The 12,393-nt window shown below is 65.8% G+C and carries 11 protein-coding genes; 8 read left to right on the top strand and 3 right to left on the bottom strand.

What is annotated here, in order from left to right; translation table 11 throughout:
- The first annotated feature begins 94 nt into the window (after positions 1-94).
- The 8 genes from rimP to AC07PA_RS14660 all read left to right on the top strand — a co-directional run bounded on the left by rimP (position 95) and on the right by AC07PA_RS14660 (position 10,470).
- Positions 95-688 carry a ribosome maturation factor RimP gene (gene rimP, locus AC07PA_RS14695; protein WP_007857626.1) on the top strand — a complete coding sequence of 198 codons (594 nt, stop codon included), beginning with the start codon at positions 95-97 and terminating at the stop codon, positions 686-688.
- Between the two features lie 88 nt (positions 689-776).
- Positions 777-2,264: a transcription termination factor NusA gene (gene nusA / locus AC07PA_RS14690; protein WP_007857628.1), complete on the top strand. Its 1,488-nt coding sequence runs from the start codon at positions 777-779 to the stop codon at positions 2,262-2,264.
- 24 nt (positions 2,265-2,288) lie between these two features.
- On the top strand, positions 2,289-5,162 hold the full coding sequence (gene infB / locus AC07PA_RS14685; protein WP_108016498.1) for a translation initiation factor IF-2: 2,874 nt from the start codon (positions 2,289-2,291) through the stop codon (positions 5,160-5,162).
- Between the two features lie 3 nt (positions 5,163-5,165).
- The gene (gene rbfA / locus AC07PA_RS14680) at positions 5,166-5,540 is read left to right on the top strand and encodes a 30S ribosome-binding factor RbfA (protein WP_007851039.1); all 375 of its coding nucleotides are present in this window, start codon (positions 5,166-5,168) and stop codon (positions 5,538-5,540) included.
- A 3-nt stretch (positions 5,541-5,543) separates the two neighbouring features.
- On the top strand, positions 5,544-6,536 hold the full coding sequence (gene truB, locus AC07PA_RS14675; protein ID WP_494608456.1) for a tRNA pseudouridine(55) synthase TruB: 993 nt from the start codon (positions 5,544-5,546) through the stop codon (positions 6,534-6,536).
- Positions 6,533-8,356 (top strand): translational GTPase TypA, encoded by a 1,824-nt coding sequence (typA, locus tag AC07PA_RS14670; RefSeq protein ID WP_494608455.1) that lies wholly within the window; start codon positions 6,533-6,535, stop codon positions 8,354-8,356. Before truB ends, typA begins: the two co-directional genes overlap by 4 nt.
- Positions 8,357-8,470: 114 nt before the next feature.
- The gene (locus AC07PA_RS14665; RefSeq protein ID WP_494608454.1) at positions 8,471-9,352 is read left to right on the top strand and encodes a DMT family transporter; all 882 of its coding nucleotides are present in this window, start codon (positions 8,471-8,473) and stop codon (positions 9,350-9,352) included.
- Positions 9,349-10,470 carry an enoyl-CoA hydratase/isomerase family protein gene (locus AC07PA_RS14660; RefSeq protein ID WP_494608453.1) on the top strand — a complete coding sequence of 374 codons (1,122 nt, stop codon included), beginning with the start codon at positions 9,349-9,351 and terminating at the stop codon, positions 10,468-10,470. The genes AC07PA_RS14665 and AC07PA_RS14660 overlap by 4 nt, the downstream gene beginning before the upstream one ends.
- Before the next feature lie 31 nt (positions 10,471-10,501).
- Here AC07PA_RS14660 and AC07PA_RS14655 read toward each other — a convergent pair whose 3' ends face one another.
- The 3 genes from AC07PA_RS14655 to AC07PA_RS14645 are packed head-to-tail and all read right to left on the bottom strand — an operon-like array spanning position 10,502 to position 12,319.
- Positions 10,502-11,368: an anti-sigma factor family protein gene (locus AC07PA_RS14655; RefSeq protein WP_494608452.1), complete on the bottom strand. Its 867-nt coding sequence runs from the start codon at positions 11,366-11,368 to the stop codon at positions 10,502-10,504.
- Positions 11,369-11,392: 24 nt separating this feature from the next.
- The gene (locus AC07PA_RS14650) at positions 11,393-11,935 is read right to left on the bottom strand and encodes an RNA polymerase sigma factor (protein ID WP_494608451.1); all 543 of its coding nucleotides are present in this window, start codon (positions 11,933-11,935) and stop codon (positions 11,393-11,395) included.
- Between the two features lie 18 nt (positions 11,936-11,953).
- On the bottom strand, positions 11,954-12,319 hold the full coding sequence (locus AC07PA_RS14645; protein ID WP_494608450.1) for a COG4315 family predicted lipoprotein: 366 nt from the start codon (positions 12,317-12,319) through the stop codon (positions 11,954-11,956).
- Between the last annotated feature and the right edge of the window lie 74 nt (positions 12,320-12,393).

Genomic DNA, 12,393 nt, shown 5'->3' with positions numbered 1-12,393 from the left:
ACCAACCGCCCGTTTTTTTTGGTCGTTTGCTTTTGGAGCTCGAAGCCTCTGGGGGTTATCGGGTTTTTTGTTTTTCCGGGATTGAATAGAACACGTGGCACTGCAGCAAGTCGTTGAACAAATCGTGATTGGCCTGGGGTATGACCTGGTGGAGATTGAACGCTCCGCCGGTGGTTTGCTGCGCATCACCATCGACTTGCCCTGGGTACAGCCTGCCGCCGATGCGCCCGCGCCGGTCGCCGAGCAGTACGTCACGGTCGAAGATTGCGAGAAGGTCACCCGCCAGCTGCAGTTTGCGCTGGAGGTCGACGGCGTTGAATACAAGCGCCTGGAAGTGTCTTCTCCCGGAATCGATCGACCCTTGCGCCACGAGCAGGACTTCGTGCGTTTCGAAGGCTCGATCATCGATATCACATTGAAGGCGCCCATCGGCGCGGCAGGTGCGGGGCAGGTGAATGCCACGCGCAAGAAATTTCGCGGCACGCTGGAGCGGGCCGAGGCAGGGGGCTGGCAGATCGTCTGGAGCGATGAGCCCGCTGTCAAGCCAGGTCAAAGAGTCAGCAAGAAGCGCGTGCCCGCCCCGTTGCAGGCGCTGGGCTTCACCCTGGATGAAACGCGGGAAGTCCGTCTGGCGCCCATTGTCGATTTCAAGGGGCGTGGCAACAAGGCAGGGGCTGAGCCCGCCTGAGCTGCAAGCAGGCTGCTGAATGAACTGGGCAGATGGCCGCCGCGTGCAGCCTTTGCCTGTCGGGTGATTGAACTAGGAGAGTCGTCGCATGAATCGCGAATTGTTGATGTTGGTTGAGGCCATTTCGCGCGAAAAGAACGTGGAGCTGGACGTGGTCCTGGGCGCCGTGGAATCGGCCCTGGCCCAGGCTACCAAGAAGCTGTACCAGGGCGAGGTGGACATTCGCGTGTCCGTCGATCGCGACAGCGGCAACTATGAGACTTTCCGCCGCTGGCTGGTGGTGCCTGACGATGCAGGCCTGCAGAACCCCGAAGCCGAAGAGCTGCTGATGGATGCCAAGGACCGCATCCCGGACATCGAAGTCGGCGAGTACATCGAAGAAGGCGTCGAGTCCGTGCCCATCGGCCGCATCGGCGCCATGGCCGCCAAGCAGGTCATCCTGCAGAAGATCCGCGACGCAGAGCGCGAAATGCTGCTCAACGACTTCATGTCGCGCGGCGAGCGCATCTTCACCGGCACCGTCAAGCGCATGGACAAGGGCGACATCATCGTCGAGTCCGGCCGCGTGGAAGGCCGCCTGCGCCGCAGCGAGATGATCTCCAAGGAAAACCTGCGCAGTGGCGACCGTGTGCGCGCCATGATCATGGAAGTGGACCTGACGCTGCGCGGCGCACCCATCATCCTGTCGCGCTCGGCCCCCGAGTTCATGATCGAGCTGTTCCGCCAGGAAGTGCCCGAGATCGAGCAGGGCCTGCTCGAGATCAAGAGCTGCGCCCGTGATTCGGGCTCGCGTGCCAAGATCGCCGTGCTCTCGCACGACAAGCGCGTGGACCCCATCGGCACCTGCGTCGGCGTGCGCGGAACCCGCGTGAACGCGGTGACCAACGAGCTCGCTGGCGAGCGCGTGGACATCGTGCTGTGGTCCGAAGACCCGGCCCAGTTCGTGATCGGTGCGCTGGCCCCGGCCAACGTCTCCTCCATCGTGGTGGACGAGGAAAAGCACGCCATGGACGTGGTGGTGGACGAGGAAAACCTCGCCATCGCCATCGGTCGCGGCGGTCAGAACGTGCGCCTGGCGTCCGACCTGACCGGCTGGAAGATCAACATCATGGACGCTGCCGAATCGGCGCAGAAGCAGGCCAACGAGTCTGATACTGCTCGCAAGCTGTTCATGGAAAAGCTCGATGTGGACGAGGAAATCGCCGACATCCTGATCTCCGAAGGTTTCGCCAGCCTGGAAGAAGTGGCCTATGTGCCACTGCAGGAAATGCTGGAAATCGAAAGCTTCGACGAAGACACCGTCAATGAGCTGCGCGCCCGTGCCAAGGATGCGCTGCTCACCATGGAAATCGCCCGTGAGGAAAGCGTGGAAGAGGTCTCCCAGGACCTGCGCGACCTCGAAGGCCTCACCCCGGAGCTGATTGCCAAGTTGGCCGAAGGCGGTGTGCACACACGTGACGACCTGGCCGATCTGGCCATTGATGAGCTGACCGACCTGACCGGGCAGTCCGCAGATGAAGCCAAGGCCTTGATCATGAAGGCGCGCGAACACTGGTTCGCGGGGCAGCAAGAGTAAGGGTCAGGGAGGCACGAACCACATATGTCCAGTAACACTGTCGCCGAGTTCGCAAGCGAACTCAAGAAATCACCTGAAACCCTGCTCGACCAGCTCAAGGCTGCCGGCGTGGGCAAGGCCGCCCCATCGGACGCGCTGACCGAGTCCGACAAGCAAAAGCTGCTCGTGTACCTGCAAAACAGCCACGGCACCGCCGCTGTCGACCGCAAGAAGATCACGCTGACGAAGAAGTCCACCAGCGAGATCAAGCAGGCCGATGCCACCGGCAAGGCACGCACGATCCAGGTGGAAGTGCGCAAGAAGCGCACCTTCATCAAGCGCGATGACGGCGTGGAGGGCTCCCCCGAGTCCGAAGACACCGTGGTCGAGGAAGCCGCTGTCTCGAGCGAAGACCTCGAGCTGTCGCGCCGCGAAGAAGAAGCGCGCCGCCAGGCCGAGCTGATCCGCCGCCAGGAAACCGAGCTTGCCGAAAAGCGTGCCGAACGCGAAGCGCGCGAACAGCGCGAACGCGAAGCCGAAGAGCGCGCTGCCGCCTATGCGGCCCAGGAAGCCGAGAAGAAGGCCCAGGCCTCTGCCGTCAAGCAGGAAGCCACGCGTGAGCAGGCGGCCGAAGCCGCTGCGCGCACCGCTGCCCAGGTCGAAGCCCGCGAAAAGGCTGCTGCCGAGTCCAAGGCCCGCTCCGACGAGGAATCGGCCCGCGCGGCCGACCTCGATGCCCGCCGCCGCAAGGCTGAAGCCGAGGCTGCCGCGATCCGCTCCATGATGGCAACGCCCAAGAAGGCGGTCATGGTCGCCAAGAAGCCCGAGGAACCCAAGCCCGTGGCCAAGCCCGCGCTGGCTGGCGACGCCAAGAAGGGCACGCTGCACAAGCCCGCCGTGGGCACGGGCACCGGCCCGGCACGCCCTGGCGCACCGGCCACGGCAGCAGCGCCTGGCGCCGCCGCCGGCAAGGAAGTGAAGTCGGCCAAGCTGTCCTCCAGCTGGGCGGGCGATACGGCCAAGAAGAAGGAAATCAAGACCCGCGGCGACAGCAGCGGGGGCGTGGGGCGCAACAACTGGCGCGGAGGCCCGCGTGGCCGCCGTGGCAATGACCGCGACCACCGCGACGACCACCACCAGCAGTCCGCTCCGGTGGAGGCGCGCATCATCGAAGTGCACGTGCCCGAAACCATCACGGTGGCCGAGCTGGCGCACAAGATGTCGATCAAGGCCAACGAGGTCATCAAGGCGCTGATGAAGATGGGCCAGATGGTCACCATCAACCAGCCGCTGGACCAGGACACCGCCATGATCATGGTGGAAGAAATGGGCCACAAGGCCGTGGTGGCTGCACTGGACGATCCGGAAGCCTTCACCGACGACGACAGCGCCCAGAAGGATGTCGAGTTGCTGCCACGGGCACCCGTGGTCACCGTCATGGGCCACGTGGACCATGGCAAGACCTCGCTGCTCGACTACATCCGCCGTGCCAAGGTCGCCTCGGGCGAAGCCGGCGGCATCACCCAGCACATCGGTGCCTACCACGTGGAAACGCCACGCGGCATGATCTCGTTCCTGGACACCCCTGGCCACGAGGCGTTCACCGCCATGCGTGCCCGTGGTGCACAGGCCACCGACATCGTGATCCTGGTGGTGGCTGCCGACGACGGCGTCATGCCCCAGACCAAGGAAGCCATCAAGCACGCCAAGGCGGCGGGTGTTCCCATCGTGGTGGCGGTCAACAAGATCGACAAGCCCGATGCCAACGCCGACCGCGTCAAGCAGGAACTGGTGGTCGAGTCGGTCGTGCCTGAAGAGTACGGTGGCGAGTCGCCCTTCGTCTCGGTGTCGGCCAAGACCGGCCAGGGCATCGACGACCTGCTCGAACAGGTGCTGCTGCAGGCCGAAGTGCTGGAACTGAAGGCCCCGGTCGATTCGCTGGCCAAGGGCCTGGTGATCGAAGCCCAGCTGGACAAGGGCCGCGGCCCTGTGGCCACGGTGCTGGTGCAGTCCGGTACGCTCAAGGTCGGTGACGTGGTGCTGGCAGGCCAGACCTATGGCCGCGTGCGCGCCATGCTGGACGAAAACGGCCGCGTGGCCAAGACGGCAGGTCCGTCGATCCCGGTGGAAATCCAGGGTCTGACCGAAGTGCCCCAGGCCGGCGACGAATTCATGGTGCTCACGGACGAACGCCGTGCCCGCGAAATCGCCACCTACCGCGCAGGCAAGTTCCGCAACACCAAGCTGGCCAAGCAGCAGGCTGCGAAGCTCGAGAACATGTTTGCCGACATGACGGCAGGCGAAGTGAAGATGCTGCCCATCATCGTCAAGTCCGACGTGCAGGGTTCGCAGGAAGCGCTGTCGCAGTCGTTGCTCAAGCTCTCGACCGACGAGGTCAAGGTGCAGCTGGTGTACGCCGCAGTGGGCGCCATCAGCGAGTCGGACATCAACCTGGCGATCGCCTCCAAGGCCATCGTGATCGGCTTCAACGTGCGTGCCGATGCCGGTGCGCGCAAGCTGGCCGAGAGCAATGGTGTTGACCTGCACTACTACAGCATCATTTACGACGCTGTGGACGAGTTGCGCGTGGCCATGTCGGGCATGCTGGCGCCCGAGCAGCGCGAAGAGATCATCGGTACGGCCGAGATCCGCACGGTGTTCGTGGCGACCAAGATCGGTACCATTGCCGGTTCGTACATCACCTCGGGCATGGTCCATCGCAATGCACGCTTCCGCCTGCTGCGCGACAACGTGGTGGTCTACACGGGCGAAGTCGACTCGGTCAAGCGCCTCAAGGACGACGTCAAGGAAGTCAAGGAAGGCTTCGAGTGCGGTATCAAGCTCAAGAACTACAACGACATCAAGGAAGGCGATCAACTCGAGTTCTTTGATATCAAGGAAATCGCGCGGACGCTGTAATCGATGGCTGCGAAGAAGAAGTCCTCCACCCCGAACCGCGCCTTCAAGGTCGCCGATCAGATCCAGCGCGATCTGACGGAGCTGATCGCGCGCGAGTTGAAAGACCCGCGCGTGGGCATGGTGACGCTGCAGGGTGTGGAGGTGACTCCCGACTACGCACACGCCAAGGTGTTCTTCAGCCTGCTGGTGGGCGACCCTGTGGAAACGCAGGCGGCGCTCAACCAGGCGGCTGGATTCCTGCGCAATGGCCTGTTCAAGCGCCTGCACATCCACACGGTGCCCACGCTGCACTTCGTCTACGACCGCACCTCCGAGCGGGCGGCCGACATGAACGCCTTGATCGCCAAGGCCGTTTCTTCGCGCGCGAAAGAGGAGTAGCCCATGCACGCGCCTCGCACCAGGGTGCAGCGGCGCCCTGTGCACGGGGTGTTGCTGTTGGACAAACCGCTCGGCCTGTCGAGCAACGACGCCTTGCAGAAGGCGAAATGGCTGCTGCGCGCCGAAAAGGCGGGCCATACCGGCACGCTCGACCCGCTGGCCACCGGCGTGCTGCCGCTGTGCTTTGGTGCTGCCACCAAGTTCAGCCAGCTGCAGCTCGATGCCCCCAAGACCTACGAAGCCGTGGCCCTGCTGGGCGTGACCACCACCACCGGTGATGCCGAGGGCGATGTGATCGAACGCCGCCCCGTGGTGCTGGCCGAACTCACGCCCGAGCGCCTGGCCGCCGTGCAGCAGCAGTTCACAGGCCCCATCAAGCAGGTGCCGCCCATGCACAGCGCCCTCAAGAAGGACGGCAAGGCACTGTACGAATACGCGCGCGCTGGCATCGAGGTGGAGCGGCCGGCACGCGACGTGGTGATCCATTCGCTTTCCCTCACACTGCTGGCGGACAATCCGGATGCCATCGCCCTTAAAATGGTGGTGCAGTGCAGCAAGGGCACCTATATCCGCACCCTGGGTGAGGACGTGGGGGCTGCGCTGGGTTTCGGCGCGCACCTGACGTTTTTGCGCCGCATCGATACCGGTGGTATCGGCGTGGAGCGCTGCGTCACGCTGGCGCAGCTCGAAGCCATGGAAGAGGGGGCGCGGCTCGAACAGCTGGAGCCGCCCGAATCCCTGCTGGCGCAGCACGTGCGTGTCACGCTGGACAGCGAGAATGCTGCTCGTTTCCTGTCGGGCGTGCGCCGCCGTGGTACCTGGCCCGATGCCGGGGCCGTGGCAGTGTTTGGCGACAATCCCCCGGCACTGCTGGGGGTGGGCCACATCGTGGGCGGGGAGCTGGTGCCCGACAGGCTCCTGAGTCCGCTGGAAATTCAACAAATTTTGGAAGGTACGCCGCACCTGCAAGCCAGCGGCACATTGGAAAAACTATGACTAAACAGATCCGCAACATCGCCATCATCGCCCACGTTGACCATGGCAAGACCACCATGGTGGACCAATTGCTGCGCCAGTCCGGCACTTTCGCTGACCACGAAAAGGTGGTCGACACGGTGATGGACAACAACGCGATCGAAAAAGAGCGTGGCATCACGATCCTGGCCAAGAACTGCGCCGTGAGCTGGGAAGGCACGCACATCAACATCGTGGACACCCCCGGTCACGCGGACTTCGGCGGTGAAGTGGAGCGCGCCCTGTCCATGGTGGACAGCGTGGTGTTGCTGATCGACGCGCAAGAGGGCCCCATGCCCCAGACGCGCTTCGTGACCAAGAAGGCCTTGGCCCTGGGCCTGCGCCCCATCCTGGTCGTGAACAAGGTGGACAAGCCCGGTGCCAACCCCGACAAGGTGGTGAACGCCGCTTTCGACCTGTTCGACAAGCTGGGTGCCACCGACGAGCAGCTCGACTTCCCCGTGGTCTACGCCTCGGGCATCAACGGCTGGTCGTCGCTCGAAGAAGGCGCGCCTGGCGAGCAGTGGGGCCCCGACATGTCGGCCCTGTTCAACACCATCCTCAAGCACGTTCCCCCGAACTCGGGCGACCCGGCTGCTCCGCTGCAGCTGCAGATCTCGGCGCTGGATTTCTCCACCTTCGTGGGCCGCATCGGCGTGGGCCGCATCAGCCAGGGCACCATCAAGCCCATGATGGACGTGGTCGTCATGGAAGGTCCCGATGGCAAGGCCGTCAAGGGCCGCGTCAACCAGGTGCTGACCTTCCAGGGCCTCGATCGCATGCAGACGCCGCTGGCCGGCCCTGGCGACATCGTGCTGATCAACGGCATCGAAGACATCGGCATCGGCGTGACCATCACCGACCCTGCCAACCCCTCGCCGCTGCCCATGCTCAAGGTGGACGAGCCCACGCTGACCATGAACTTCTGCGTGAACACCTCGCCACTGGCAGGCCGTGAAGGCAAGTTCGTGACCAGCCGCCAGATCTGGGACCGCCTGCAAAAGGAACTGCAGCACAACGTGGCCCTGCGCGTGAAGGAAACCGACGAAGAAGGTATCTTCGAGGTCATGGGTCGCGGCGAACTGCACCTGACCATCCTGCTGGAAAACATGCGCCGCGAAGGCTATGAACTGGCCGTGTCCAAGCCCCGCGTCGTGTTCCGCGACGTGAACGGCGAGAAGCACGAGCCTATCGAGCTGGTGACGGCCGACATCGAAGAAGGCCACCAGGGCGGCGTGATGCAGGCCCTGGGCGAGCGCAAGGGCGAGCTGGTGAACATGGAGCCGGACGGCCGTGGCCGCGTGCGCCTGGAGTACCGCATCCCTGCGCGTGGCCTGATCGGCTTCACCAACGAATTCCTGAACCTGACGCGTGGCTCGGGCCTGATCAGCAACATCTTCGACAGCTACGAGCCGCACAAGGGCGACATCGGCGGTCGCAAGAACGGCGTGCTGATCTCCATGGACGACGGTGAAATCTTCACCTACGCCCTGGGCAAGCTCGACGACCGTGGCCGCATGTTCGTGAAGGCCAACGATCCCGTGTACGAAGGCATGATCGTCGGCATCCACAGCCGCGACAACGACCTGGTGGTGAACGCCACGCGTACCAAGCAGCTGACCAACTTCCGCGTGTCCGGCAAGGAAGACGCGATCAAGATCACGCCGCCCATCGACGCCACGCTCGAATACGCGGTGGAGTTCATCGAGGACGACGAACTGGTCGAGATCACGCCCAAGTCGATCCGCATCCGCAAGCGCCACCTGACCGAGAACGAGCGCAAGCGCGCAGGCCGTTCCTGAGCTGCCTGAGTCGCTGATGGCATGAGGGGGGCCGTGCGCCCCCGCCTGCCGCCTGAAGGGCCACTGCTGTTACGCTGTGGCCCTTTTTGCCATGTTGATGCCCCCGTATCCCCGATGCCCTTGCTGAAGCTCACGCATTCCCGTGCCGTGGCCCTGATGGTGGTGGTGACCCTGATGTGGTCCATCGCCGGCGTCGTCACGCGCCATCTGGAGGCGGCACGCAGCTTCGAGGTCACCTTCTGGCGCAGCCTGTTCACGCTGGCGGCATTGCTGGTGATACTGCCTGCGCTGCAGGGGCGTGCGGTGTTCGCATCCATGCGCAAGGGCGGCATGGCGCTGTGGATCGCCGGCCTGTGCTGGGCCGTGATGTTCACCGCCTTCATGGTGGCCATCCTGCTCATGCCGGTGGCCAACGTGCTGGTCACCATGGCCGTGGCGCCGCTGCTCACCGCGTTGCTCGCCCGCGTCTTCATCGGCCACCACATCGCGCCCCGCACCTGGGCGGCCATCGGGGTGGCGGGCCTGGGCATCGCCTGGATGTATGGCGCGCAGATGGCCGGACTGCCCCTGGTGGGCACGCTGGTCGCGCTGTGCGTGCCGATTGCCGGTGCCGTGAACTGGACGGTGGTGCAGCATTCCCAGCGCCACGGGCACCAGGTGGACCTGGTCCCCGCCGTGCTGGTGGGCGCGGTGCTTTCGGTGGTGGCCACACTGCCGCTGGCCTTGCCGTTCGAGGCCTCGGCGCACGACCTGGGGCTGCTGGCCCTGCTGGGCGTGGTGCAGCTGGCCATCCCCTGCGTGCTGGCAGTGCGTTGCGGCCAGGTGCTCAAGGCACCCGAGATCGCGCTGCTGAGCCTGCTGGAAGTGATCTTTGGTATTTTGCTGGCATGGCTGGGTGCGGGCGAGGAGCCCGGGGCCGCCGTGCTGGCGGGTGGCGCGCTGGTGATCGGCGCACTGGTTTTCAATGAACTATTGGCTTGGAAGGAACAACCATGACGGAGACGACAACGAATACGGCAGCCGCCGCAGCAGCAGCCCCCGAGGTGCTCAGCGAGGTGCGCGGCCAGGTGGGCTTCATCACGCTGAACCGCCCGCGCGCGCTCAACGCGCTCTCCTTGGGCATGGTGCGCGATCTCATGGCCATCCTGCTCGCCTGGCAGCACGATGACGCGGTGCTGGCCGTGGCCATCCGCGGCAGCAACAAGGAGGGCCCTTTCGGCGCCTTCTGCGCCGGTGGCGACATCCGCTTTTTGCACCAGGCCGGCAGCCAGGGCAACCCGCAGCTCGAGGACTTCTTCACCGAGGAATACGCGCTCAACCACCTGATCCACAACTACGCCAAGCCTTACATCGCCTTCATGGACGGCATCGTCATGGGCGGCGGCATGGGTATCAGCCAGGGCGCCGCATTGCGCGTGGTGACCGAGCGCACGAAGATGGCCATGCCCGAGACGGCCATCGGCCTGTTCCCCGACGTGGGCGGCGGCTACTTCCTGGCCCGCTGCCCCGGCAGTGCGGGCGAGTGGCTGGCGCTCACGGGCGACACCATCGGTGCCGATGCGGCCGTGGCCTGCAACCTGGCCGATGGCTGCATCCCCGTGGGCCAGCAGGCCCCCGTGTGGGAGGCCCTGGGCACGCAGCCGTTTGCCGATGCCAACGCCGTCAAGGCCTTCGTCGTCTCGCACCTGCTGCCCAAGAACCAGGGCGTGCCGGCCGCGCTGGCGCAGGCCGATGCCTACTTTGCCCTGCCTACCGTGGGCGAGATCGTGCGCGCGCTCGAAGCCGCCGATTCCGACTGGGCACGCGCCACCGCCGCCACGCTGCGCAAGCGCTCCCCGCTGATGCTGCACGTGGTGCTCGAGCAGATCCGCCGCGCCCGCGGCATGGGCCTGGCCGATGACCTGCGCATGGAGCGCGACATGGTGCGCCACTGCTTTTACCTGCGCCCCGGCCAGAGCGAAACGGTGGAGGGCATCCGCGCCCTGGCCGTGGACAAGGACCATGCGCCGAAGTGGAACCCCGCGCGCATCGAAGACGTCACGCCCGCGATGGTGGCGCCGTTCTTCGCCAGCCCCTGGCCCGCGCACTCGCACCCCCTGGCCGCACTGGCCTGATACGGCTGAAAGCGGCTCCGTAGAAGAAACGCTAGAGCTGCCGGTACACCGCCGACGCCAATACCAGCAGTTGCTGGCGTGACAGCTGGCCGCTGAGCGCATAGCCAAAGCCCTGGTCCACCCAGTAAAAGCCCGGGACCGGGCCTTCGCTGGTGAACTGGAAGGCGGTTTCTCCGGCATCGGGCTTCTTCGCTGCGGCCGTTGCTGCGCCGGGCTTGCCTGCGGCGACGGCGCCCAGGTACAGCGTGATGCGCTCGCCCTGGCCGTTCTGGTACATGAACTGCGCGCGCGCACCAGCCTCGCCGGGCAGCAGCCGGCCACCCACGAGCTCGTAGCCCTCGTCTGCCAGCACGGGCAGCTTGAGCGGGCGCCCGAGCCGCTTGGAAAGCCACTGCACCAGGTGCTCCTGCTGCGCGGCCGGCACCTCCACGGGGTGGCGCACTTCGGGTTGGTACACCGCATGCGCCACGGCCGCCTGCTGGGCAAAGTGTTGCGCGGTGGTGGTGCTGGCCAGTGCCAGCGCGGGCCCTGGGGGGCTGGCCGTGCCGGGCCACAGGCTGCGCCCGGTCCAGCCCAGTGCAAACGCCAGCAGCACCGATGCAGCCATGCCGCCCCAGCGCCACCAGCGGTCTTGTTGATCCCGGCGGGCTGAGGTGCGCAGCGCAGCGGCCACCAGGGCCTCCGGCACGGGCTCGTCCAGCACACCCTGGTGCAGGGCACGCAGTTGCTGGCGCTGCTGCTGCCAGTGCGCCAGGGTCTCTTCGGCCCCTGCCTGGCCTTCGAGCCGGCGGCGCAGGGCGGCCGCATCGGCTGGCGACAGGCGGCCGTCCGCCAGCGCGTGCCATGCGGCTTCGTCGTCGGCGGGTGGGGCAGGGTGGTGGTGTGGGTGCTTGTCCATGGCGGGCTGGCGCTCGGGCTTCATTTATTTGAGGCGGCGCAAGGGGGTTGGCTGGCCGGTGGGTGCATCGGGGTCGGCGTGGTTGCCGGCGGGGGCGGCAGGGGCGCGCTCCATTAGCAGGCGCAGGCGGCTGCGCGCGCGCGACAGGCGCGACATCACCGTGCCCACGGGAATGCCCAGGATGCGCGCCGTGTCGCCATAGTCCATGTCCTCCAGCGTCACCAGCAGCAGCACGGCGCGCTGCTCGGGCGGCAGGCGCTGCAGGCAACGCTCCAGGTCCAGCGCGTCGTCGCCCAGGCCGGCGCTGGCTTGCAGGCTGTCGTGCAGCTCATCCACATCCAGGTGGGGCAAGGGTGGCCGGGCGCGCAATTGGTTGAGGTACAGGTTGTGCATCAGCGTGAACAACCAGGCCCGCAGGTCGCTGCCGGTGCGCCACAGCAGCCATTTGCTGCAGGCCCGCTCCAGCGTGTCCTGCACCAGGTCGTCGGCCGCCCAGGCATCGCCCGTGAGCACGCGCGCATAGCGGCGCAATGCGGGCAACTGCTCGACAACCTGGGTGCGGTTCATACCAGCGGGGCGCTCCGATCAGGGCTTGGCCGTGCGCCAGACCTGGTTTACGCCATCGCCGGTCTTGTCGCCCGGCTTGGTGTCCTTGACCCAGTAGTACAGCGGCTTGCCCTTGTAGGCCAGCTGGGTCTTGCCATCGTCGCGCGTGACCACGCTGTAGTCGGCGCCGGGGGCCTTGTCGGCCATCAGCGGCGGCCAGTTGGTGGCGCAGGGGCCGTTGCACACCGACTTGCCGCTGCCCGCGGTGTCGCGGTCGAAGGTGTACAGCGTCATGCCGCCGGCGCCCACGAGCACGCCATCCGTGGTTTTTACGGGGCCGTCGGCGGCCATGGAGGAGCAGCCGGCAACGGCCAGGAACGCAGCGATGGACAGGATCTTTTTCATGGTTTCTCCAGGTGGAAGAAGAGGGGTTTGCATGCAACGGCCAACGCCGCCCAGCACCTCCACCAACACCGGGG

It is taken from the genome of Acidovorax sp. GW821-FHT09B03, from assembly GCF_059418305.1.
The sequence above is the reverse complement of the archived record's forward strand: the minus strand, read 5'-3'. Positions and strand labels throughout refer to the sequence as shown.

What these genes read in the sequence shown, in the direction of transcription:
- AC07PA_RS14655 (WP_494608452.1), bottom strand. Translation starts at nt 11,368, where the DNA reads ATGGACAAGCACCCACACCACCACCCTGCCCCACCCGCCGACGACGAA.
- infB (WP_108016498.1), top strand. Translation starts at nt 2,289, where the DNA reads ATGTCCAGTAACACTGTCGCCGAGTTCGCAAGCGAACTCAAGAAATCA.
- truB (WP_494608456.1), top strand. Translation starts at nt 5,544, where the DNA reads ATGCACGCGCCTCGCACCAGGGTGCAGCGGCGCCCTGTGCACGGGGTG.
- nusA (WP_007857628.1), top strand. Translation starts at nt 777, where the DNA reads ATGAATCGCGAATTGTTGATGTTGGTTGAGGCCATTTCGCGCGAAAAG.
- AC07PA_RS14665 (WP_494608454.1), top strand. Translation starts at nt 8,471, where the DNA reads ATGCCCTTGCTGAAGCTCACGCATTCCCGTGCCGTGGCCCTGATGGTG.
- AC07PA_RS14645 (WP_494608450.1), bottom strand. Translation starts at nt 12,319, where the DNA reads ATGAAAAAGATCCTGTCCATCGCTGCGTTCCTGGCCGTTGCCGGCTGC.
- AC07PA_RS14650 (WP_494608451.1), bottom strand. Translation starts at nt 11,935, where the DNA reads ATGAACCGCACCCAGGTTGTCGAGCAGTTGCCCGCATTGCGCCGCTAT.
- AC07PA_RS14660 (WP_494608453.1), top strand. Translation starts at nt 9,349, where the DNA reads ATGACGGAGACGACAACGAATACGGCAGCCGCCGCAGCAGCAGCCCCC.
- typA (WP_494608455.1), top strand. Translation starts at nt 6,533, where the DNA reads ATGACTAAACAGATCCGCAACATCGCCATCATCGCCCACGTTGACCAT.
- rbfA (WP_007851039.1), top strand. Translation starts at nt 5,166, where the DNA reads ATGGCTGCGAAGAAGAAGTCCTCCACCCCGAACCGCGCCTTCAAGGTC.